Genomic DNA, 23,616 nt, shown 5'->3' with positions numbered 1-23,616 from the left:
GCTGTCCGCCGGCCGCCTTTGACGTCTCTTTGCGGACGACAACCCAAGCTGCCGTCCGCAACGGTTTCCAAAGCGCTTACTTGACTTGCAGCAGGTCCGCCAGATGCACGTCCACGCCGCCGGCCGCGCCCACCGCGTTGACGTGATCGAAATAATCGTACCAGCCGCTGGCGCGGATGCCGGCCAGCATCCCCTCACAGGCCTCTTGGTCAGGCAGGCTCCACACGCCCAGGAAGTGATAGGGCGCCGCCTGATCGGCGTCGGCCGCGATCTGGCTCAAGGTCAGCAGTTGAATGCCCAGGCCGGGCAGCGCCTCGATATTGCTTTTGACCTGATCCAGGAAGTCGGTGCGGTGCAAAAAACTCAAGGCCAGCCAAGCCGGCTTCGGGCTGTACAATTCCACCAGATAATGCGCCATAGAAAATCTCCGTGAGTGTGAACGGCCTAAGAACCGGTTTACGATCTGCTGCGCGTCGTGGAGCCTTACACGGTGAGCACACCTTCGAAATGCTCATGTACCACGTGTACATTCCGCTTTCTCAGCCGTTTTCGCCTTGCCTCGCCTTAGCTCGCGAGATCGTAAACAGGTTCTAAGCCGCGGCCTGCTGATTAAGCCGCGCGCCGCTTCGCCTGTCATTGCATCTTATTGCCAGCTGAAAAACTTTAATGTTATAAAAAGCATCCGCCCGCTCCCATTGAAATTTACAGGAGCGGCGTTCAGCCACCGCGGCCACGGCCGCGCCAGCCAATTCCCCCAACAAGAGCATTCCGCGCGCCCCTCCCTGCCTGGCAGCAGCCGGGCGCCAGCGGCATTGCCACCGCAGGACAAAGATCCATCATGCAGTGTAGACACGCCCTATCGCTGTCGCTGGCCGCCTTGAGCGCGAGCCTGGCGGCGGCGCCTCTGCCTTCTTACGACTTCGCCGTCAAAGACCCTTGGGAGACGCGCGCCAAGCCGTCGATGAAGGCGAAGGACAAAACCGATAAAGCGCTCAAGTACAAGGGCGCGGTGCAATTGAAGAACCTGGACGCCGGTCCGGATTTCTCGGTCAAGGCCGAAATACGCAGCCCCAGCCTGCTGGAGCGGCGGCAAAGAGAGCAAATGCAGCATTGCGTCGGCGTCAACCCGCCGCCGGGCTGCCCCGGCTTCAACCCGCTGCCGCGCTGCTTCGGCCAGAGCGACTGCGGGCAGCACGCGCCGCCGCCGGCCCATCCGCTCAGCGGCCCCACGCGGCAGCAAGCCGGCGATTACTCGTTGAGCGGCAGCTGGCTGCCGCGTTAAGACGCAAAAAAGCCCGCTCCAAAAGAGCGGGCTGACAAGACGGCGGCGCGCGCTCAGCGAGCGTTCTGCGCCAGCCGCGCCACTTCCTCGGCGCTGCGCTTGTTGTAGCCCAACAGATAATAGGCCACCACCAGGAAGGCCAGCCAACCCGGGCCGATGATCAAGGCGATGCGGGTATCCGGGAAATAGGCCATCAAGCCCACCACCAGGATCAGGAAGCCCATGGCGATGTAGGAGCCATACGGCCATAACGGCATCTTGTAGGCCAGCGCCGCCAGCTGCTCGCGGCTCAAGGTGCGGCGGAAGCGCAGCTGGGCCAGCAGGATGATCACCCAGGTCCAGATCGCGCCGAAGGTGGAGATCGCGGTCAGCCAGGTGAACACTTCCTTGGGCGCCAGATAGTTGAGCAGCACGCCCACCAACAGCGCGAACACCGACATCAGCAAGGCGAACACCGGCACGCCCTGACGCGACACTTTGGCGAAGATGGGCAGCGCCTGCTGTTGCTGGGCCAGGTTGTACAACATGCGGCCGGTGCTGAAAATGCCGCTATTGCACGAGGACAGCGCGGCGGTGAGCACCACGAAGTTGATGATGCCGGCGGCGGCGGGGATGCCCAGCTGCTCGAAAGTGAGCACGAAGGGGCTGCCGCGGGTGCCCAGCTCGTTCCACGGATAAATCGCCAGGATCACGAACAGCGCGCCGATGTAGAAAATCAGGATGCGCCAGAACACCGAATCCACGGCGCGGGCCAGCGCTTTCTTCGGGTTCTTGGCTTCGCCAGCGGTCAGGCCCAGCATTTCCACGCCCAGGTAGGCGAACATCACCATTTGCAGCGACATCAGCACGCCGCCAAAGCCGTTGGGCATGAAGCCGCCGTGGCTCCACAGATTGGAGATGCCGGTGGCCACGCCGCCGTGTCCCAGGCCGAACACGATCATGCCCAGGCCGCCGATGATCATCAGCACGATGGTGACGATCTTGATCAGCGCGAACCAGAACTCGAATTCGCCATAAGCCTTGACCGCGATGAAGTTGACGCCGCCCATGGCCACCAGCGCGGCCAGCGCCCAGTACCAGGCCGGAATGTCCGGGAACCAGATGCCCATATAGACGCCGACGGCGGTGATTTCCGCCATGCCGGTCACCAGCCACAGAAACCAGTAATTCCAGCCGGTCAGGTAGCCGGCCAAGGGGCCGAGGTAATCCAGCGCGTAGCGGCTGAATGAGCCGGCCACCGGATTGTGGATGGCCATTTCGCCCAGCGCGCGCATGATGAGGAAGATGGCGAAACCGCCCAGGGCGTAAGCCAGCATGATGGCGGGGCCGGCCATCTTGATGGCGGTGGCCGATCCCAGAAACAGGCCGACGCCGATGGTGGCGCCCAAGGCCATGAGGTTGATATGCCGCTCTTCCAAACCCCGGTGCAGGGTGTCTTGAGCAGGTTGCATAGTTGCTCCTTTAACTGTCTTTGTATTGCGTAAGGGTTGTGGCCTTGGCGCTTAAGGCCTGTTCAAAGCGTCGCGTGCAAGAGCGAGACAAGGCGAAAACGGCCGAGAAAGCGCACGGCGCACAAGGCACATCGGCGTTTCGCAGCGGTACTCGCCGCGCCGGCTTTCACGAAGCGCAGCAAACTTTGAACAGGTAAACGGCAGCGCCGCCGCCGGTGCTATGGCTTTGGATTGTCGTTATGGCCCATAACACATGGGGGTCGAGATTACCTCAAGACCCTTGTCATGTCATGTTTCAGAATATACATGCGCGCAAAAGGCATAAACGCGACGCTTTGTGATCAAGCGTCCCCGCTTAATGCCATAAGGATTTAACGCAAGCCCCGCCGCCGTTTCCGCCGCCGGCATCCGGCGGCCCGGCCCAAGCCGACAGGTGCTATCAATAAAGCGTTGAATCGGTTTATCGAGCCGGGAGCATGCACCCATGCGGCACCACAGCATCAGCCTGAAGCTCAACCTGGCCTTCATGCTCATCATGTCCGCCCTGCTGGCGGCCTTCGGCGCGCTGGACTATTGGCGCACCCAACAGGAACTGCGTCAGGAACTGGACGGAGAAATCGCCGCGATCAGCGCGCGGCTGGCGGCGAATCTGGCCGGACCCATGTGGAATTTCGACAGCGCCCAAGGCTTGCGGGTGCTGGAGGCTGAGATGGGCAAATGCGCGCTCCGCGGCGTGTTCGTCCGCGACGCCAACGGCGTTCCCTTCGCCGGCTACCGCCGCGAGGCCGACGGCTCGCTGCTGCGCGGCGCCGCTCCGGCGCCGGACGCGGACCTGACGCGCGAACGCGCCGTGGTCTTTCACGACGGCGCGACCGCGCGCGTCGTCGGCAAGCTGAGCCTGCAAGTGTCCACGGAAGAAATCCGCGAGAAACTGCGCGCGGTGCTGTGGCGGGTGACGGCGGAAATCCTGCTGCTGGACCTGGTCACCGTCCTGGTGCTGTCCCTGCTGGTGCGCCGCCTGCTGCACCGGCCCATCCGCGAGGTGAGCCAGGCGCTGCACGCCATCGCCGACGGCGATCTGACCGCGCCGCCGCGCTACGCCAGCCAGGACGAACTGGGCGATCTGGCCGAATCCACTCGCCGGCTGGTCGCCAAGCTGGCCGGCATTCTGGCGCATATCGACGCTTTTTCCTCGGACCTGGCCAACGCCGCGCGCCAGATCAGCCAGGCGGTGGACACCCTGAGCCAGCAAGCGTCGGAGCAGGCCAACAACATCGACAAGAACAGCGCCAGCCTGGAACAGATTTCCGCCTTCGTGTGGAAGAACCGGGACGACGCCCGCACCACGGATCAGATGGCCAGCGACAGCAGCAGGCACGCGGCGGCCGGCGGCCAGGCGGTGGACGAGACCATCGCCGCGATGTGGGACATCGCCAACAAGGTGCTGATCATCGACGACATCGCCTACCAGACCAATCTGCTGGCGCTGAACGCGGCGATTGAGGCGGCGCGCGCCGGCGAACACGGCCGCGGTTTCGCGGTGGTGGCCGGCGAAGTGCGCAAGCTGGCGGCGCGCAGCCAGCAGGCGGCCAAGGAAATCAGCCAGCTGACGCAAAGCAGCGTGCGCCGCGCCGAACACGCGGGCGAACTGTTCAATCAGATGTTGCCGACGATACAGAGCACCGCCAGCTTCGTGCAGGAAATCAATCAGTCCTCCAACCAGCAGGCGCAGCGGGTGGAACAGATCAATCAGGGCGTCAGCGAAATCAGCCGTTCCATGCAGGCCAACGCCGCGGCGTCGGAACAGCTGACCGCCACCGCGCGCGGCATGAGCGAGCAGGCGGTGGAGCTGGCGCAGACCATAGGTTATTTCAAGTACTGAGCCGCGCCGTGAAAAAGCCGCCGGGCTGAGGCGCGGCGGCTTGACGGACGGCGGCGGGACTCACACCGCCTTGAGCTTGCCCTTGGCCGGGCGCGCCTCGGACTTGGCTTCGGCGCCCGCTTCGCGCTCCCAGCTTTCCTTGTAGGCGCGGCCGTAATAGCTGTCCAACAGCAGCTGCTTCAGTTCGCTGATCAGCGGATAGCGCGGGTTGGCGCCGGTGCACTGGTCGTCAAAGGCGGCTTCCGCCAGCAAGTCCACCTTGGCCAGGAAATCCGCCTCGGCCACGCCGGCGGCCTGGATGGACGCCGGAATGTCCAGCGTGCGCTTGAGCTCGTCCACCCACTCGATCAGCTTCTCCACCCGCTCGTGGTCGCGGCTGGCTTCCAGGCCCAGATGGCGGGCGATTTCAGCGTAGCGCGCCACGCTCTTGGGCCGATCGTACTGGCTGAAGGCGGTCTGCTTGGTCGGCACGTCGGCCGCGTTGTAGCGGATCACATTGCTGATCAAGAGCGCGTTGGCCAGACCGTGGGCCAGGCCGAACTCGGCGCCTATCTTGTGCGCCATCGAGTGGCAGACGCCGAGGAAGGCGTTGGCGAAGGCGATGCCGGCGATGGTGGCGGCGTTGTGCACCTGCTCGCGCGCCTTGGGGTCTCCGGCGCCGTTGCGGTAGGCGGACGGCAGATAGTCCTTGAGCATCTTCAAGGCCTGCAAGGCCTGAGGGTCGGAATACTCGTTGGCCATCACCGAGGCGTAGGCCTCCAGCGCGTGGGTCACCGCGTCGATGCCGCCGAAGGCGGTCAGCGACTTGGGCATATTCATCACCAGATTGGCGTCGACAATCGCCATGTTCGGCGTCAGCTCGTAGTCGGCGATCGGGTATTTGACCCCGGTGTTCTCGTCGGTGACCACGGCGAACGGCGTCACTTCCGAACCGGTGCCGGAGGTGGTGGGCACAGCCACCAACTCCGCCTTGCGCCCCAGTTTGGGGAACTGGTAGATCCGTTTGCGGATGTCCATGAAGCGCAGCGCCAGGTCTTCGAAATGCACTTCCGGGTGTTCGTACATCACCCAGATGATCTTGGCCGCGTCCATGGGCGAACCGCCGCCCAAGGCCATGATCACGTCCGGCTTGAAGGCGTGGGCCAGGTCCGCGCCCTTGCGCACCACCGCCAGCGTGGGATCGGCCGGCACCTCGAAGAACACTTCCACCTCCAGACCCATTTTCTTCAGCAGGCGGATGGGCTCGTCGACGAAGCCGTTGTCGAACAGATACTGGCCGGTGACGATCAGACAGCGGCGTTTGCCGGACAGATCCTCCAAGGCCACCGGCAGGCAGCCGCGGCGGAAGTAAATCGACTTGGGCAGCTTATGCCACAACATGTTCTCCGCCCTCTTGGCCACGGTTTTCTTGTTGATCAGGTGCTTGGGGCCGACGTTCTCCGAGATCGAGTTGCCGCCCCAGGAGCCGCAGCCCAGCGTCAGCGACGGCGCCAGGCTGAAGTTGTAGAGGTCGCCGATGCCGCCTTGGGACGACGGCGTATTGATCAGGATGCGCGCGGTCTTCATCTTGTCGCCGAAGTAGCGGATGCGCTCGCCTTGCAGATCCTGGTCGGTGTACAGCGCCGAGGTGTGGCCGATGCCGCCCATCGCCACCAGCGCCGCGGCCTTGTCGCAGGCGTCGATGAAATCGCCGGCGCGGTACATCGCCAGCGTCGGCGACAGCTTTTCATGCGCAAAGGCCTCGGCGGCGGACACATCGCTGACTTCGCCGATCAGCACCTTGGTGGCCGGCGGCGCTTCGATGCCGGCCATCGCGGCGATCTTGGCCGCGCTCTGGCCGACGATGGCGGCGTTGAGGCTGCCGTCCTGCAGAATCACCTTGCGCACCGCCTCCGCTTCGCGCTTGGACAGGATGTAGCCGCCGTGCTTGGCGAAGCGCTCGCGCACCGCCTCGTAGATTTCATCGACGATGATGACGGACTGCTCGGACGCGCAGACCACGCCGTTGTCGAAAGTCTTGGACATCAGGATGGAGGCGACGGCGCGCTTGATGTCGGCAGTCTCGTCTATCACCGCCGGGGTGTTGCCGGCGCCCACTCCGATGGCGGGCTTGCCGGAAGAATAGGCGGCGCGCACCATGCCCGGCCCGCCGGTGGCCAGGATCAGATTGAGGTCGGGGTGGTGCATCAGCTGATTGGACAGCGCCACCGAGGGCTCGTCTATCCAGCCTATGATGTCCGGCGGCGCGCCGGCCGCCACCGCCGCCTGCAACACCAGCCGCGCCGCCTCGCAAGTGGAACGCTTGGCGCGCGGATGCGGCGAGAAAATGATGCCGTTGCGCGTTTTCAAGGAGATCAGCGCCTTGAAGATGGCGGTGGAAGTGGGATTGGTGGTGGGCACGATGCCGCAGATCAGACCGATGGGCTCGGCGATGGTGATGGTGCCGAAGGTGTCGTCCTCGGCCAGCACGCCGCAGGTTTTATCGTCCTTGTACTTGTTGTAGATGTATTCGGAGGCGAAGTGGTTTTTGATCACCTTGTCCTCCAGCACGCCCATGCCGGTTTCCGCCACCGCCATCTTGGCCAGCGGTATCCGCGCGTCCGCGGCGGCCAGCGCCGCGGAGCGGAAGATGTGGTCCACCTGCTCCTGGCTGAAGCCGGCAAACGCGGCCTGCGCCTTTTTCACCCGCGCCACCAGCGCGTCCAGTTCCAGTTCATTGCCAACGGTCATTTCAAGTCTCCCAAACAGTTAAACCTGTCGCAGCGAGAGAATGACTAATTAGCGACATTTTACTTTCATTTATGAAAATAAAATCTAGACAATAATATTGTCCATTCACCGCCCATTCTCATCGCTTCAAAACTTTTTTGTAGCAAGCGCATTACAGCGATACGCTTTCAACACCGAAAAACCCTGTCGCCCGCAAACGCGAAACCATAGCGGCGGCATCAATAAGTCCATGCTAAGCGAAAAAACGATATTCGTTTTTGCGCATTGCCAAACAAATACGGATTAAGCGGAGAAAAAATGTCACAACCGGAATCATGAGGGGAAAAGCGCGCGCATCGGCTGTAACGGCGACGCTACCGCGCCGACGCCGCGCAAATAGAATGGCCGCCTGTCGGCGGCCATGGGCGAAGCGGAAATGCGCCGCGCCGCTATTTCATGAAACTGTATTTGAAGAACTGGCCGGCGCGGCTCATTTCGCGGATCTTGGCCGGATCGGTCTCGCCGTTCAGATTGGTGATCACCAGCTTGCCGTAGCCTTGCTTCAGATCGTTGCGGAAGTCGTAGAACGCGCCCAGCACCGCCAGCTTGCCCGCCTCCACCTCGCCGGCGTAGGTCATGATCGCGGTTTCCACCTGATTGTTGACGTTCAGCAGCGCGCCGTTGGTGGGGTCTATGCCCTTGGGAATGTCGATGGTGGACAGCTCTTTGCGGATTGCCGGCTCCAGCCCGCCGTAGTCGCCGGAGGCGGCCTTGATTGCGCCGCAGGCGGCATGGCCGATGATGATCAGCAAGGGGGTATGCAAATGCCTCACCCCGTATTCGACCGAACCCTCGGCGGTGGCCAATTGATTGCCGATGTCCCGCACCATGAACAGATCGTTGACCGCGTCGCCGTGGAAGGCATTGGTTTGCACCCGGGAATCCGAGCAAGTCACCACGGTGGCGCGCGGGCTCTGATGCTCGGCGAAGCGCTCAAAATAGGCTTTGTCGTGCGCCTTCATATAGCGGGCGTTGGCTTCGACTATGGTCTCCACCACGCCGCGCACTTGCTGGGCCTCGGAGGCCAAATGCGCGCCGGCGTGCGCGTCGCCGTGCTCGGCAGCAACCGCCTTGCGCTTGGGCTTGACCACGCGGCGCTTTTTCACCGGCGCGTGCACTTCCGGGCTGGGTTCGCTCAAATTCTTGGCCGCCGGCGGCGGCGCCATCTTCACCGCCGGTTCCATTTTTTCCGGCGGTTTGGCCTCGGCGTGTTTGGCTTCAGCAGGCTTGGCCTCCGCCGGTTTGGCTTCCGCGTGCTTCGCCTCCGGCTTGGCCTCCGCTTTGGCCTCCGCCTTGGCGGCGGGCTTGGCCTCGGTCTTGTGTTCCGCCGCCGGCGCGGCCGGCTTGGCCGGCTCCGCCTTGTGGGCTTCCGGCGCCGCCGGCTTCAACTTCAGCGGCAGCTTGATCACCGTCTTGGGCTGAGACCCTTCGGCCGGCGCCGCCTCCTCCGCCCAAGCCTGGGCCGTCAACAACAAGAGACAAAGCGCCAGTCGGCGCTTGCGTCCAAGCATCCCCATTTACCACTCCTTATTGTCATCTTGGCGGTCATTATATTTATGCAATATCGGCTATGTTTGATAAAACTGAAAGACGATATTAATTGACCGGTAATTAGCCCAAAAAAATGACAATAAGTTAAATTAACGCCGTTCAACATGCAAACGGCGCCGGCGGCTCAGCTGCTTTGTATCCAGTACTCGACAATGCGGCCATTCGCCACCCGGTAGCAGGCGCTGCCGATCTGGCGCAGCGGCTCGCCGCTGGGCGGGCGGCCGTCCAGGCCGGCCAGGTCATGTCCCAACTGGGTCCAGCGCGCGTAAGCCTTGTCTCCGTCCACCAGCAATTCGTCCACCCTCAGTTCAAAGGCGCCGTAGTCGCGCAGGAAGTCCCGCACATGGGCGGCGTAGTCGGCCGGGCTGCGCTCCAGCGTATGCGGCGACTCCGCCACCAATTGATGCGCCAATACCTTGGGCGCCAGATAATCGCCGGCCGCGTCCGGATTGCGTCCGGAACGCACCTCCTTCAAAAACCCTGTCACTACCGCTCTGGTATCCTGCATTTTCGTTTCTCCTCGATTCGACATCACGGTCAATGAAACACCCGTCGGTTCCGCGCGCAATCCACCGGATTGGCGCACTGCCGCCCTCCGTTCGACGCCGCGCACCTCGCCCGCTCCAGCGCCTCCGTTTCATCGCGCAACGCCCGCCGCGTGTGGGCTTGCATGCCCTGCCACCACAAACGGCCCAGCCGCCCCCAGAATCGACTCCACGCCCCCCAGGCTCCCAATGCCATGATGCGCTCCAATTGTTCTGCTATTGATCACGCAAGCATGCTAATCTACATGCGCATACAATAAAATCCGTGAAATATCCACACACTGTTCTGAAATGAAAACAAACCACCCTCCCTCTCCGGATGCTCTGCTGGCCTTCGACGCGCTGGCCCGCCACGGCAGTTTCACCGCGGCGGCCGACGCGCTCGGCTGCGCCAAAAGCCGCGTCAGCCAATTGGTCAAGCAACTGGAGCTGGAGCTGGGCGCGGTGCTGGTGCTGCGCAATACCCGGCGCGTGGCGCTGACCGAGGCCGGCCAGCGGCTGGCCGTGCACGCGCGCCAGCTGCGCGAGATGCTGGACCGGGTGCGCGGCGACGTCGGCAATGTGCAGGATTGCGTGGAAGGGCCGCTGGTGATCAGCTCCGCGTCCGCCTTCGCCCAGTTCCTGCTGGTCCCCATCCTGTCCGAGCTGTCCAATCAATACCCGGGGCTGGAGATGCAGCTGCAAGTGGAGAACCGGCTGCAAGACCCGGTGGCGGAAGGGCTGGATTTTTGCGTGCGCACACGCAATGTCTACGACGACGGACTGGTGGCCAAACCGCTGGGCTTCATGCGCGAGACCGTCTACGCCTCGCCCGGCTACCTGGCCCAGGCGCCCAGGCTGGAACACCCGGAAGACCTGTGCCTGCACCGCGTGCTCTACGATTCCAGCAAGGCGCCCAGCGAGGCGGTGGAATGGGCGCTGGAGAAGGACGGCGTCTATGTGCGCATGCCGGTGCGGCCGGTGCTCAGCTGCAATCAGTATTCGCCGCTGGTGTCCGGCGCGGTGGCCAGCTGCGGACTGGCGCTGCTGCCCCATTACGTGGCCAGCAGCTTTCTCGCCACCGGCCAGTTGGTGCCGGTGCTGCCGGGCTGGAGCCACGATTGCTGGCCGGCCTTCCTGGTCTACCCTTACCGTCACCCGCTGCCGCGCAAGAACGAGATCTTCGTCCAGCACGTGGTGCCGCGGCTGCGCGCGCTGCTGGCGGCGGAACCGCAAACGGCTTGATCCAGGCCAAGACGCGCGGCGCCTCCCCTGGGCTATGCTGGCGCGCGACCCGGCGCTCGGCGAAAGGCGCGGGCAAACGATTGGAAAGGGATTTATGCAATACAGCGATATTCTCATCGTCGGCGGCGGCATGGTGGGCTCGGCGCTGGCCGCCGCGCTGTCCGGCCACGGCCTGAGCATTGCGGTGCTGGAGCAAGCGCCGCCCGCCCCGTTCGACGCGGCCCAGCCGCCGGATCTGCGGGTTTCGGCGATCAGTCCGGCCTCGGCTCGCTTTCTGGCCGGCATCGGCGCCTGGGACGCGGTGCTGGCGATGCGCGCGGCCCCCTATCTGCGCATGCAGGTGTGGGAGGGCGAAGAAGCCGACGGCACGCTGTTCACCGCCGAGGAGGCCGGCGAGGCCGCGCTCGGCCACATCGTGGAAAACCGGGTGGTGCAACTGGCCGCCACCCAGGCCCTGCGGCAGCGGCCGGACATCGACTACCTGGCCCCGGCCGCCATCCGCCGCATCGTCTACCAGCCCTTCGCCTCCCGCGTGGAGCTGGAAGACGGCCGTCAATTGAGCGCCCGCTTGCTGATCGCCGCCGACGGCGCGCGCTCGTCGGTGCGCGACGCCGCCGGCATCGGCGTCACCAGTTGGGACTATCCCATGCACGCGCTGGTGGCTTGCTGCGAGCAAGAGCAAACGCAGCAGGACATCACCTGGCAACGCTTCACCCCCACCGGCCCGCAAGCCTTTTTGCCGCTGACCGGCGAATACGGCTCGCTGGTCTGGTATCACCGTCCGCCGGACGTCCAGCGGCTGCTGGCGCTGGACGAGGCCGAGCTGGCCGCGGCCTTTCACGCCGCCTTCCCCCGCAAGCTGGGCGCGATCCGCCGCATCGTGGCCAAGGGCAGCTTCGCGCTGACCCGCCGCCACGCGCAGCACTACGTCAAGGACGGCGTGGCCCTGGTGGGCGACGCCGCCCACACCATCCACCCCTTGGCCGGCCAGGGCGTGAACCTGGGCTTCCAGGACGCGGCCAAGCTGGCCGAGGTGATACGGGAAGCCGCGGCCCAAGGCCGGGACTTCGCCGCCGTCGGCGCGCTGCAACGCTACCAGCGCGCGCGCAAGCCGGCCAATCTGGCGATGCAGACCGCGATGGACGCCTTCTGCTACGGCTTCGGCAACGATATCGCCCCGCTGCGGCTGGCGCGCAAGCTGGGGATGCGCGTGGCCAACCACGCCGGCCCGCTGAAACGCGAAGCGATACGCTACGCGCTGGGCTTGAAAGGCGGCTGACGCCGGCGGCGCCTCCTTGAGCGGCCGGCGTCATCGCCCCTTGGCGGCTATGCTGAAGCGTCTGGCCCTCATCAGCGCCGCCGTCGCGGCGGGCCGGCCATCGCTCAAGGAGGCTTCCATGACACGTCTGACATTGCTGGCGGCGCTGCTTTACGCGCTCGGCGCCCTTTCCTCCCCCGCCTGGTCCTTCTCGCCTGCCCACGGGCCGCTGCTCAGCCAGGCTGGTGGCGGTGGCGGTGGCGGTGGCGGTGGCGGTGGCGGTGGCGGTGGCGGTGGCGGTGGCGGTGGCGGTGGCGGTGGACACGAGGGCGGCGGCGGAGGTTCCGGCGGCAGCGGACATGAGGGAGGCGGCGCCGGCGGTGGACACGAGGGCGGCGGCAACCATGACGGCGGCCCACAGGGCGGCGGTCATGCTCCCGGCAACGCCAACGGCGGCCCTCAACACGGCGCGGCCCCCGGCAACGCGCCTACCGGCTCGCCCCATGGGGAACCGCCGGGAGACCGCCGCGCGGCGCCGGGCGCCGACGATGCGGCCGCTCAGGGACAGGCTCCGGCCGGCAACAGCCAATAAACAAGCACAGGAAAGCAAACAGGCCGCATCCGAGGATGCGGCCTGTTTGCTGTCAGCGCGCCGTCATGCCTGATTTGGAACAGGCCCTCAAACCGCCTCCACATTGTTGTGGACTTCGCTGTCGCGCAAGACCACCTGCGCCCACACCGCGGCGTCCATATAGTACTGGTTGACCAATTCCACCTCGAAATCCAGCACCTTGGCCAAGGCTTCGATCTGCTCGGTGTCGCCCTGCTCGCAGGCCAGCGCCATCGCCAGGAAGGGCGCGAACATGCCGCGGCGCTCCACCACCGCCTCGCGCACCGGCGAGGCCAGCTCCAGCGGGTCCAGCACATCGGGAAACGGCACCCCGAGCAAAACGTCCAGCATGGAGAACATGCCGGTGAGGAACAGATGTTCGGCCTCCACCCGGTTGCCGCGATAGCTGCCCATGCGCTCCAGCAGGCGGGCGCGGATCAGCGACTTTTCCAGCAGCGACACCGCGGTGCCGTCGTCCTTGCGCGCGGTGAACAACAGCATGGACAGCCACTTGAACAAGGTTTCCCGGCCCAGCAGCAGCAGGGTTTCCTCTATGGTCTGCACCTTGCGCGACAAACCGTGCACCGGCGAATTCATGAAACGCAGCAGTTTGAACAGCAGCACCGAGTCCAGCTTGAACTGGGTCTCGATCTCGGCGGCTTCGGCATTGGCGCGCAACATGCGCATGATTTGCAGCACCCGGGTCTGGCTGGCGTCCACCTTGCCGCCCTCCAGCGCGCGCACGGTGGCGATGAAGGGGCCGTGGAACAAGGCGAAACGATTATGCCCCGGCCCGCGCAGACAGACGTCCAGATCCTCGGCGGTGCCGACGTTGCGCGCCATCCAGCGCACAGTGGGATAACGCTTGGGCAGTTGATCCAGAATGGGCTCCAGCACCTTGCCGGACGGCGCGTCGAAGTCCAGGATCATGAAGTCCATGCGGCTGAACAAATCGTTCTGCAGGTGCGCCGGCAGGCTGCCCGGATCGTAGCCGGCCGGCTCCAGCGCGAAGCGCATCGCTTTTTGCTTGAGCGCGTCCAGCTGCCGGATCATCTCTTCGGACACCGAACCGGTCTGCGACGGCTCCAGCACGAAGATCACGCTGCTGGCCGGCATATTCGACAGCATAGGCTCGTCCAGGGTGTCGATGGAGATATGGACAAAGGCGCGGCGGAAAGCCAGCAAGCGGAAGATGTCCATATTCTGCAGCGTGCTGAGCATCAGCCTGTCGAACTCTTGCTGCTTGCCGGCGGCGATATTGCGCTTGCCCTGGCGCACGAAGAAATCGTAAGCCACCACCCTTTGCAGCCTGTCCATCACCGGCTGGTGCGAAACAAAGCCCAGGGTGGGCGGCAAATCCAGCGGCGGCGCGTTTTCCAGCTGCCGGCTGGCCGGCGAGTCGTGCGCCAGCTCGGTGAACGGCGCGGGCACGACCTGTTCGTCGCTGGAGGAGTCCGAAGATTTCTTCATACGGCCGGTCAGGCCGCTGATCAGATTTTTCAGCATGTTCCATCCTACCGGATATGCCGGCGTCGTCCCGGCTTACGGTTTACAGTCTAGCCGATTCGGCCGGCAATTCTGGGAGTATCTACCGAAACATCGCCGCATTGCGCGCGATGGCGCAAGGCGTGGTCGATCAACACCAGCGCCAGCATCGCCTCGGCGATCGGCGTGGCGCGGATGCCGACGCAAGGATCGTGGCGGCCGTGGGTTTCCATGGTCAGCGGCTGGCCCTGCTTGTCTATGGAGCGGCGCGGCTGGGCGATGGAGGACGTCGGCTTGATGGCGATGGACACTTCGATGTCCTGGCCGGTGGAAATGCCGCCGAGCACGCCGCCGGCGTGATTGCTGGCGAAGCCCTGCGGCGTCAGTTCGTCGCCGTGCTCGCTGCCGCGCTGGGTCACGCAGCCGAAGCCGGCGCCGATCTCCACGCCCTTGACCGCGTTGATGCTCATCATCGCGTGGGCGATGTCGGCGTCCAGCCGGTCGAACACCGGCTCGCCCCAGCCCACCGGCACGTTTTCAGCCACCACCCGCAGCCGCGCGCCGATGGAGTCCAGGCTCTTGCGCACGCTGTCCATATAGCTTTCCAGCTGCGGCACCACCTCGGGATCGGCGGCGAAGAAGGGGTTGCCGGACACATGCTCCCAGCTCTTGAACGGAATGGCGATTTCGCCGATCTGGCTCATGTGGCCGCGGATGACGATGCCGTAGCGCTGATGCAGCCATTTCTTGGCGATGGCGCCGGCGGCCACCCGCACCGCGGTTTCGCGGGCGGAGGAACGGCCGCCGCCGCGCGGATCGCGGATGCCGTACTTATGCCAATAGCAGTAATCCGCATGGCCGGGACGGAAGGTGTCGGCGATATTGCCGTAGTCCTTGCTGCGCTGATCGGTGTTGCGGATCAGCAGCGCGATCGGCGTGCCGGTGGTCTTGCCCTCGTACACGCCGGACAGGATTTCCACCGCGTCCGGCTCGCGGCGCTGGGTGACGTGGCGGCTGGTGCCGGGCTTGCGCCGGTCCAGTTCCGCCTGGATGTCGGCTTCGCTGATCTCCAGCCCCGGCGGGCAGCCGTCCACCACGCAGCCAATGGCCGGGCCGTGGCTTTCGCCGAAGGAAGTCACCGTGAACAACAACCCCATGGTATTGCCTGACATCTTCACTGTCCTTTGTATGCGGAATCCTTGGCGAAGATTCTAGCACGAGCCGTCGGCCTACCAGCCGGCCGCCGTCGCCATGCGGCGGCGAAACCAGCCGGTGATGGACAAACGCTGCCGGCCGGCCGGCAACACCTCGTGCCAGAAGCGGTCGGATAAAAACAGCGCCAGGGTGCCGGCCTCCGGCCGGACGTCGACATGGCGCTCGCCGTCCTCGTCCAGATAAAGCCGCATCTCGCCGCCGGCGTCGGCCGGCCAGTCGTCGTTCAGGTAGAGCACCGCGGTCAGCGCGCGCGCGTCGTCGTCGCGGAAGCGGTCCAGGTGTTTTTTATAGAAAGCGCCCTGCGGGTACACGGCGAAGTGGGACTCCAAGTCCTCCAGCCCCATGTAGAAGGCCTGGTTGACCGCCTGGCGGACGGCGTCCAGCTTGGAGAAATACAAGGATGCGGCGGAATCGGCGTTGTCCGGCTCCAGCCACAGCACCGAGTCGGAACGGATTTCGCTGCGGCGGTTTTGCTGCGCGGCGCGCCCGACGGCGGCTTCATGGAACTTGCCCTGCCGCCAGTGGACGAGGCATTCCTCGCGCAGCAGGCGGATGTCTTCGGCAGAGAACAGGCTGCGGTCTACGACCCAGCCCTGTTCGGCAAGGTTGTCGATAACGGGCCCTAGCAAATAGGGCGAAACTTCAAAGTCTTGTGTCATGGTTCATTCTCCCAGGCGCGATTTCTACCACAGCCGCGCGCCAAGGAAAATGTCATTTATCAGTAATTTTCGCTGACCTGATCATACTCACCATGCAGCCATGCCAATACCAGCGGGAAATGGTCCCGGATGGCATCAGGATGGGTCAATAATGACACATGGTTGTAATCGTGCAGATGGCCGACGCGCCGGGACAGCAGGCGCAGCCGCGACAGGTGCGGGCCGGATTCGTCGCGGAAACGACGCACGTCCTCCGGATGGCCGCGGCAGGGATCGTGGCCGGCGGCGAAGTACAGGGCCGGCGGCAAACGGGCGCCTTGGGCGGCGGCGCCGTAATCGAAGCCGTCGTCGCTGTCCACCCAGGGCTTGGGCTGCGCCCACAGCTTGCTTTGCAGATGGCTCTTGTCGCTCTCGTCGTCCGCCCCCAGCCGGATGCGCCGCGCCGGCAGATAGCCGAACAGGCGGATCAAGACCCGCGAGGCGATATTCCACATGAAGTCCACCTCCACCAGCTTGTTCAGATTGCGCACCCGCACGCTGCGCTTGCTGCCGAAGTAAACCAAGCTGGCCACTTGCTCAGCCAGCTCGGGAAAGCGGATCAGGCAGCTGGACATATGCACGCCGCCCCAGGAATGAGCCATCCAATGCAGCGGCGCGCCGTTCTTGAGTTCGCGGATGTGGCGATGCAGCGCCGGCAAATCCTCGCAGATGGTCTCGGTCTGCCCGTGGCGCGAAGCGCGGCTGATCTTGGGCAGGCTGCGGCCGCGGCCCCGCAGATCGGCGACGAACACATCGTAGCCGGCCTCGGCCAGGTAATGAGCCAGCCCTCTGCCGGAATCGCTGTAAAAAGTGCGGCCGTTGGCCATCACCCCGTGCAACAACAGCACCGGCGGGCCGTCCTCGCGGCAATAAATGCGTTTCAGATACAGCTGCTCGCCGCCCACCGCGACAAAGCGGTCCTGCTGGCGCTTTTCCATGCCTTCTCCTCGTATCGGCGTCTGCTTCGTCGTCTGCGCGACAATTCAAACAAGCGCTTGATCATGACAAAAAAGCCGCCAAAGAGAAAGCCCGCCCTGCGTCAGAACCTGTTCAAAGTCTATCGAGCCAAAGCGAGACAAGGCGGACACGGCTGAAGAAGCGGAATGTACGGGTGGTAATGAGCATTCTGAAGACGTTTTCAACGCCGTATCGCCGACGCGCAGCAGATCGTAAACAGGCCCTCAGGGCCTGTTCAAAGTCTCGCGAGCAAGGGCGAGACAAGGCGAAAACGAGCGAAAAAGCGGAGTGTACAAGTGGTACATGAGCATTTTGAGCTTGTACTCACCGTGCAACGCTTCACGAAGCGCAGCAGACTTTGAACAGGTTCTCAGGTCTTCAAGGCCGAAGCCTGCCACACGCCGCCGCCCCGGGCCTGCCGCAAGGCCTCGCCGCGCAGCGCCAGCCACCAGGCCAGCGCGCACAAGCTCGCCATCGCCGCGAATAAAGTCCCGCCGGACGCGCGGGCCAGCATCCAGCCGGCCAGCATCGGCCCCAGCGCTCCGCCCAGACTGGCCAGATTCTGCGCGCCGTAGTAGACGCCCTTGCAGTCCTCCGGCGCGATCGCGTCTATGTACAGGTATTCGGCCGGCACCAGCACGATCTCGCCCACGGTGAACACCAGCATCGCCGCGCACATGCCCAGCAGCCCGCCGGGGACCCAGCCCAAGCCCAAGGTGCCCAGCCCCAGCAGCAGAAAGCCGGCGCCGATGGCCTTCATCAAGCCGGCGTCGCCTATCCGCCGGCCCAGCGGGTATTGCAGCAAGATCACGCCGACCGCGTTGCAGCTGATCAGCGCCGACATCCAGCGCAGCACCTCGGCCTCCGGCAAGCTCTGCATCAGATACAGGGGCAGATAGCTGGAAAAACGCGCGTACACCAGGTTGGCCAAGGCGCAACTCAGGGTGAACAAGACCAGCACCCGGTCTTGCCGCAAACGGCCCAGCGTCGCCAAAAAGCCTGGCGCAGGCGCGCCGGCCTCCCGGCTGGGCGCGCAAGGGCCGCGCGGCGTCGCCGCTCCGCCGGCCGCGGCCAGCGCGATCGCGCACCAGAACGGCCAGTTCCCGTCCCAAGCCAACAGCAGGCTGCACAGCAAGGGCCCCAGCGCCCAGCCGACGTTGGCCAGGGTGTAACGCAGGGAAAAGGCCTTGCCGCGCCGCTCCGGCGGCAGCAAATCGCTGATCATGGCCTTGATCGCGATGCTGTGCACCGCCTGGCCGATCTCGCTGAGCGCCAGCGCCAGCGCGCTCCACCACAGCTGCTGGCTCAGCGGCAGCACCAGATAGTTCAACGCGATCAAGGCCGCGGCGCCCAGCAGCACCGGCCGCCGCGGCCAACGATCCAGCAAATGGCCGCCGTACAAGCCCATCAAGGCGGACAGCAGCAAGACGCCGCCCAGCAGCAGGCCGGTCTGCTCGCCGCTCAAGCTCAGTTGCCGCCCCAGGGTCAGCACCAGCAGCGGCGCGATCACCGCCCGGCTCATCGTCAACAACCAGGAGCCGGCCAGCAGCCAACGCACCTGGATTTCTTTTTCGCCAATCATGCCAAGGCCTATGCAAACAGGAAGTGCCCCCAGTATCCTGCTAAAAGCGGAATGTAAAAATGGATGCGAACCAAACAAATTGCTTCCGCTTTTAGCCTAGTCCTCAACCGGAAACGAGCATGAAGCTGGAACGACAATATCAGGCGCTGCACCAGGCCTACGCCGGCCGGCAGCCCGCCCAGCCGGGGCTGGCCGAGCTGTGCGCGCTGTGGGACTGCAGCGAGCGCAACGCCCGGCTGCAGCTGGCCAAGATGCGCGAGCGCGGCTGGCTGGCCTGGGAGCCGGGCCGGGGGCGCGGCCGCAAATCGCGGCTAAGCCTGCTCTGCCCGCCGGAACAGCTGGAATGGCAGCGTCTGCAGCGCTTGCTGCGCGACGGCAAGCTGGAGCAGGCCTTCGCCCAATTGCCGCCGCAGCGGCGCGAACAATTGCTGAGCGCGCTGCCGCAATACCTGGGCAGCGCCGCGCAAGGCCGCTGCCTGCGCATCCCGATACCGCATGCGCCGCTGAGCCTGGACCCGGTCACCGTCAGCGGCCGGCTGGAATCCCATCTGGTCCGGCAGATATTCGACCGGCTATGCCGTTTCGACCGCGCGCTGCAAAGCCTGCAGGGCGGCCTGGCCCATCACTGGGAAAGCGACGCCGCGGCCAGGCGCTGGCGCTTCTGGCTGCGCCCCGGCCTGCAATTCCACGACGGCTCGCCCTTGCAGGCCGACGCCGCGGCCGCCAGCCTGCTGCGACTGCGCGAATCCGACAATCCTTATCAGCGGCAATACCGCCACCTGAGCGCGGTCGAGGTCCACGATCCGCTGTCCTTCAGCTGTCGCTTGGACGACGGAGATTTTCTATGGCCGCAGCGGCTGGCCACCGCCAACAGCTCCATCGTCCCCTTGCGGCGCGGCGCCGACTTCGAACGCCTACCGGTGGGCAGCGGTCCATTCCGGGCGCTGCGCCACAGCGAGCAGCGGCTGAGCCTGGCCGCCTTCGCCGCCCATTACCGCGAGCGGGCGCTGCTGGACGAGATCGAGCTGTGGTTCATTCCCTCCGGCGACGACGGCCAGGACTTCCACCTGCGCCTGGATTACGCCAACGACGACGCCAACGGCACGCTGCAATCGGCCTGCACCTATTTGCTGCTGAACCCGGCCTTGCCGGACAGCGAGCGCGCTCCGCTGATGCGCTGGCTGGCCGAGCCCGCGCTGGTCCAGGTCAACGACGTTCTGCAGACGCCGGCCGCCGGCCTGCTGCCGGGCTGGCGCCACCCCTTGCCGCGGGCCGAGCGCCGCCCCCGGCTGGACCGCGCCCGCCTGCGCCTGTTCCATTACGACCTGCCCTGCTTTCCGCCGCTGGCCGCCGCCATCCGCCAGCGCCTGGCCGCCCTGTCCATCGACCTGGAGATCCACGCCCTCAGCCGGCGCGCCTTTTTTCACGATCAGGACTGGTGGCGGCAGGCCGATCTGATGTTGTGCAGCGAGGTCTTGCACGACGATCGCGACTACAGCTGCCACGAATGGCTGGGCACCCGGCAACCGTTGCAGCGCGGCCTGGGCGCGGCGGCGCAGGCGCGGCTGAACGCGCAATTGCGGGACATCCAGCGCCAGCCGGACACCCAACAGCGGATGGCCGGTTACGCCGCCATCGGCGACTGGCTGTGCGCCGAGGGCTGGGTGCTGCCGCTATCGCATGAGCGCCAGGGCCATCAAGCCAGCCCGCAACTGGCCGGCCTGCAAATGAGCGAAAACGGCTGGACCGATTTCGCCGGCCTATGGCTGAGACCTGTCCAATCGGACTGATACGCGCGCGTCCCGCCACATTCCGTCCGCGCCGGGGCTTGAGAATCCGCGCGGCGTCCCTATATCGACAACAGGGCCCGTTTTACATCTAATCCATTGATCTAAAAGGAGAGTAAGATGAACATCCTGCCTTCCCGCGGCAATGTTAGCCTGTTTGACGAACTGTTCCGCGACTTCAGCCCCGGCTTTTTCATCAAGCCGCTGCACGGCGATCCCCTGCCCAGCCAGATCAAGATCGACGTGAGGGAATCCGAAACCCAGTTCACCGTTCACGCGGAAATCCCCGGCGTCGGCAAGGAGGATATCCATGTGGAAGTGGACGGCCCGCTGGTCACCATCAAGGCGGAAGTGCGCCAGACGGACAGCGAGCGCAAGGACGAACGCCTGCTGCGCACCGAGCGGTTTTACGGCGCGGTGTCGCGCAGCTTCCAGCTGCCGGCCGAGATCGAACGCAACGCGGCCAGCGCCAAGTATGAAAATGGCGTGCTCAGCCTGACGCTGCCGAAGAAACAAGGCGGACAGGGCGGGCAACGGCTGCGCGTAGAATAAGCCGCGCCGGGCAACCCAAGCCGCCATGAAAAAAGCCCCGGTTTGAAACCGGGGCTTTGTTTTGAGCGGCGCGAGACGGCTCAGGCTTCCAAAATCTTGGACACGATCTCGTACACGTCCTTGGACAGCGTTTGCCCGGCCAGGCGCTGCAATTGCTCGCGCATCAGCGCCTGACGCGCCGGCTCCAGCTTCTTCAGCCGGCGGAAGGCGTTGACGATGCGGCTGGCCACCTGCGGATTGATCGCGTCCAGCGCCAGCACCTGATCGGCGAGGAAGCGATAGCCGCTGCCGTCGGCGGCGTGGAACAAGGCCATATTGGCGCCGAAGCTGCCGATCAGCGCGCGCGCCTTATTGGGGTTCTTCAAGGTGAAGGCCGGATGCTGCATCGCCGCTTGCACGTGCTCCAGCGTGCCCGGCAGCTGGCTGCTGGCCACCAGCATGAAGAACTTGTCCATCACCAGCGCGTCGCCCTGCCAGCGGGCGGCGAAGGCGGTGAAGCAATCGTCGCGCTCGGCGCCGTCGCGATCGCGCAAGGCCAGCATCGCGCCCATCTGGTCGGTCATATTGTCCGCCTCCTGGCACTGCTTGGAGGCGGCCTCCGCCGGCCAGGCGTCGTCCAGGCGGTTCAGCATGGCCAGCGCGCGGTTCTTCAGATCGCGCTTGCCGGCGTCCTGCGGCTTGTAATCGCGGGTCTGGCTCAGCTCGTACGCCTCGCGCCACTCGCCGCGCAGCGCCTGCGCCAGCTCGTCCAGCACGAAATCGCGCACCTGATGGATGCTCGCCGGGTTGGCCGCCTCCACCATCTCCAGGATTTCCGCCTCGGAAGGCAGAGCCAGCATCAAGGCCTTGAACGCCGGATCGGCGACATGGTCCTTGAGCACCGCGCGGAAGGCGGCGACGAAGGTTTCCGGCAACTTCGGCTCGCCGCCGGCGGCCAGCGTCGTCAACAGCTGCTTGAACAGGCGCTCGGCCAAGGTCTGGCCGGCCTCCCAGCGGCTGAAGCTGTCGCTGTCGTTGGCCATCAGGAAAGCCAGTTGGTCGTCGCGCCAATCGAAATCCAGCTTCACCGGCGCGGAGAAGCCGCGCAGCAGCGAAGGCACCGGCTCGGCCGGCACGTCGACGAAGGTGAAGCTCTGCTCCGCCGCCTTGACGTCCAGCACCCGGGTGCCGCCCTGCGCCTCGGCCTCGCCCTCCAGCCGCAGCGGCAGGTCGGCGCCGTCCGCGCCCACCAGACCCAGGGCCAGCGGAATGTGGAAGGGCTGCTTCTGCTCCTGGCCCGGGGTGGCCGGGCAGGATTGGCGCACGTTCAGGGTGTAGCTGCGCGCCACGCTGTCGTAACGGCCGCTGACGCTGAGCACCGGGGTGCCGGCCTGGCTGTACCACAGGCCGAACTGACCCAGGTCCACGTCGTTGGCGTCGGCCATCGCCGCGCGGAAGTCGTCGCAGGTCACCGCCTGGCCGTCATGGCGTTTGAAATACAGGTCCATGCCCTTGCGGAAGCCGGCTTCGCCCAGCAAGGTGTGATACATGCGCACCACTTCCGCGCCTTTTTCATACACCGTCATGGTGTAGAAATTATTCATCTCGATATAGCTGTCCGGGCGGATGGGATGGGAGGTGGGGCCCGCGTCCTCCGGGAACTGATGAGCGCGCAGGCCCTTGACGTCCTCGATGCGCTTGACCGCGCGGCTGCTCATGTCGGCGCCGAACTCCTGGTCGCGGAACACGGTCAGGCCTTCCTTCAGCGACAGCTGGAACCAGTCGCGGCAGGTGACGCGGTTGCCGGTCCAGTTGTGGAAGTATTCATGGCCGATCACCCGCTCCACGCCCTGGAAGTCGGCGTCGGTGGCGGTGTCCTTGCGCGCCAGCACGTACTTGGTGTTGAAGACGTTGAGGCCCTTGTTCTCCATCGCGCCCATATTGAAGTCGCCGACGGCGACGATCATATAGATGTCCAGATCGTATTCCAGGCTGAAGCGCTGCTCGTCCCACTTCATCGAGTGCTTCAGGGACTCCATCGCGTGCTGGGTCTTGTCCTGATCGGCCGGTTCGGTCCAGATCTCCAGCGCCACTTCGCGGCCGCGCATGGTGACGAACTTGTCCTTCAGCGCCGTCAGCTTGCCGGCCACCAAGGCGAACAGATAAGACGGCTTCTTGTACGGGTCCACCCACTTCACCCAGTGGCGCTTCTTGTCCACCATGCCCTCGCCCACCTTGTTGCCGTTGGAGAGCAGCACCGGGAATTTGTGCTTGTCCGCCATGATGGTGGTGGTGAACTTGGCCATCACGTCGGGACGGTCCAGATAATAGGTGATTTTGCGGAAGCCTTCCGGCTCGCATTGGGTGAACAGATTGCCGTTGGACGCGTACAAGCCCATCAGACTGGTGTTGGCCGCCGGATCGATCTCGGTTTCCACTTCCAGGATGAAGCTGTCCGGCACGCCGCGCACGGTCAGTTGATCGTTGGCCAGCGCGTAGCCGCCTTCGCCCAGGCGTTCGCCGTCCAGCGTCACCGCCACCAATGCGGCGCTGCCGTCCAGCACCAGATCGTCCTGGCGCGCGGCCTTGTCGTTGCGGGTCACCACCAGGCGCGCGTGCACGCGGGTGGCGTCGTCTTCGATGTCGAAGCTCAGATCGACGCGGTCGATCAGAAAAGCGGGGGCTGCGTAGTCGTTGCGGTACTTGACTTGCGGCTGTTGAGCCATGTCTACGTCTCCTTCGATGCCGGCTGCGCCGGTCTTGGCTGGAGGGGGACGACGCCGGGCAGC

At 64.9% G+C, this 23,616-nt stretch carries 18 protein-coding genes; 7 read left to right on the top strand and 11 right to left on the bottom strand.

All coding sequences use genetic code 11. The features are described 5' to 3' along the window. Positions 1–76 precede the first annotated feature (76 nt). Entirely contained in the window at positions 77–418 is a 342-nt protein-coding gene (locus DB032_RS03120) for a DUF6616 family protein (RefSeq protein WP_107798207.1), read from the bottom strand. 420 nt (positions 419–838) lie between these two features. Here DB032_RS03120 and DB032_RS03115 point away from each other — a divergent pair, with 420 nt between their 5' ends. Next, positions 839–1,282 carry a hypothetical protein gene (locus tag DB032_RS03115; protein ID WP_107798206.1) on the top strand — a complete coding sequence of 148 codons (444 nt, stop codon included), beginning with the start codon at positions 839–841 and terminating at the stop codon, positions 1,280–1,282. 53 nt (positions 1,283–1,335) lie between these two features. Here DB032_RS03115 and DB032_RS03110 read toward each other — a convergent pair whose 3' ends face one another. Further along, positions 1,336–2,733: an amino acid permease gene (locus DB032_RS03110; RefSeq protein WP_107798205.1), complete on the bottom strand. Its 1,398-nt coding sequence runs from the start codon at positions 2,731–2,733 to the stop codon at positions 1,336–1,338. 484 nt (positions 2,734–3,217) lie between these two features. Here DB032_RS03110 and DB032_RS03105 point away from each other — a divergent pair, with 484 nt between their 5' ends. Further along, positions 3,218–4,615: a methyl-accepting chemotaxis protein gene (locus tag DB032_RS03105; RefSeq protein WP_107798204.1), complete on the top strand. Its 1,398-nt coding sequence runs from the start codon at positions 3,218–3,220 to the stop codon at positions 4,613–4,615. Positions 4,616–4,675: 60 nt separating this feature from the next. Here the strand turns inward: DB032_RS03105 and adhE are convergent, their stop codons facing one another. From adhE to DB032_RS03090, 3 genes are all read right to left on the bottom strand, one after another. Next, entirely contained in the window at positions 4,676–7,345 is a 2,670-nt protein-coding gene (gene adhE, locus DB032_RS03100) for a bifunctional acetaldehyde-CoA/alcohol dehydrogenase (protein ID WP_107798203.1), read from the bottom strand. A gap of 428 nt (positions 7,346–7,773) precedes the next feature. Beyond that, positions 7,774–8,901 (bottom strand): carbonic anhydrase, encoded by a 1,128-nt coding sequence (locus DB032_RS03095; protein WP_233246641.1) that lies wholly within the window; start codon positions 8,899–8,901, stop codon positions 7,774–7,776. Between the two features lie 158 nt (positions 8,902–9,059). Then, positions 9,060–9,443, bottom strand: coding sequence for an ester cyclase (locus tag DB032_RS03090; RefSeq protein ID WP_107798202.1), 384 nt, complete (start codon positions 9,441–9,443; stop codon positions 9,060–9,062). A 328-nt stretch (positions 9,444–9,771) separates the two neighbouring features. Here DB032_RS03090 and DB032_RS03085 point away from each other — a divergent pair, with 328 nt between their 5' ends. The 3 genes from DB032_RS03085 (at position 9,772) to DB032_RS24325 (ending at position 12,554) form a co-directional block, all read left to right on the top strand. After that, positions 9,772–10,704 carry a LysR family transcriptional regulator gene (locus DB032_RS03085; RefSeq protein ID WP_107798201.1) on the top strand — a complete coding sequence of 311 codons (933 nt, stop codon included), beginning with the start codon at positions 9,772–9,774 and terminating at the stop codon, positions 10,702–10,704. 94 nt (positions 10,705–10,798) lie between these two features. After that, complete coding sequence (locus tag DB032_RS03080) at positions 10,799–11,983, top strand: FAD-dependent monooxygenase (protein WP_107798200.1); 1,185 nt, start codon at positions 10,799–10,801, stop codon at positions 11,981–11,983. 49 nt (positions 11,984–12,032) lie between these two features. Further along, on the top strand, positions 12,033–12,554 hold the full coding sequence (locus DB032_RS24325) for a hypothetical protein (protein WP_199225796.1): 522 nt from the start codon (positions 12,033–12,035) through the stop codon (positions 12,552–12,554). Between the two features lie 87 nt (positions 12,555–12,641). Here DB032_RS24325 and DB032_RS03070 read toward each other — a convergent pair whose 3' ends face one another. From DB032_RS03070 to DB032_RS03050, 5 genes are all read right to left on the bottom strand, one after another. After that, positions 12,642–14,078, bottom strand: a complete 1,437-nt coding sequence (locus DB032_RS03070; protein ID WP_107798199.1) for an EAL and HDOD domain-containing protein — start codon at positions 14,076–14,078, stop codon at positions 12,642–12,644. 50 nt (positions 14,079–14,128) lie between these two features. Beyond that, the gene (gene aroC, locus DB032_RS03065; protein ID WP_107798198.1) at positions 14,129–15,229 is read right to left on the bottom strand and encodes a chorismate synthase; all 1,101 of its coding nucleotides are present in this window, start codon (positions 15,227–15,229) and stop codon (positions 14,129–14,131) included. A gap of 57 nt (positions 15,230–15,286) precedes the next feature. Next, positions 15,287–15,931, bottom strand: a complete 645-nt coding sequence (locus DB032_RS03060; protein WP_107798197.1) for a 2OG-Fe(II) oxygenase — start codon at positions 15,929–15,931, stop codon at positions 15,287–15,289. Positions 15,932–15,990: 59 nt separating this feature from the next. Further along, positions 15,991–16,908 (bottom strand): alpha/beta fold hydrolase, encoded by a 918-nt coding sequence (locus tag DB032_RS03055; protein ID WP_107798196.1) that lies wholly within the window; start codon positions 16,906–16,908, stop codon positions 15,991–15,993. Between the two features lie 389 nt (positions 16,909–17,297). Then, a complete protein-coding gene (locus DB032_RS03050; protein WP_107798195.1) occupies positions 17,298–18,509 on the bottom strand; it encodes an MFS transporter in 1,212 nt (403 codons plus the stop codon). Between the two features lie 119 nt (positions 18,510–18,628). Between DB032_RS03050 and DB032_RS03045 the strand changes: the two genes are divergently transcribed. Together DB032_RS03045 and DB032_RS03040 are read left to right on the top strand one after the other, a co-directional pair. Next, positions 18,629–20,299 (top strand): SgrR family transcriptional regulator, encoded by a 1,671-nt coding sequence (locus DB032_RS03045; protein WP_107798194.1) that lies wholly within the window; start codon positions 18,629–18,631, stop codon positions 20,297–20,299. 117 nt (positions 20,300–20,416) lie between these two features. Beyond that, on the top strand, positions 20,417–20,848 hold the full coding sequence (locus DB032_RS03040) for an Hsp20/alpha crystallin family protein (protein WP_107798193.1): 432 nt from the start codon (positions 20,417–20,419) through the stop codon (positions 20,846–20,848). 80 nt (positions 20,849–20,928) lie between these two features. On the opposite strand, the gene pepN is transcribed toward DB032_RS03040, so the two are convergent. Further along, positions 20,929–23,553 (bottom strand): aminopeptidase N, encoded by a 2,625-nt coding sequence (pepN, locus tag DB032_RS03035; protein ID WP_107798192.1) that lies wholly within the window; start codon positions 23,551–23,553, stop codon positions 20,929–20,931. Positions 23,554–23,616 lie beyond the last annotated feature (63 nt).

This window comes from Chromobacterium sp. Panama, assembly GCF_003052555.1.
Classification (GTDB): domain Bacteria; phylum Pseudomonadota; class Gammaproteobacteria; order Burkholderiales; family Chromobacteriaceae; genus Chromobacterium.
This window is presented reverse-complemented; position numbering and strand designations above follow the sequence as displayed.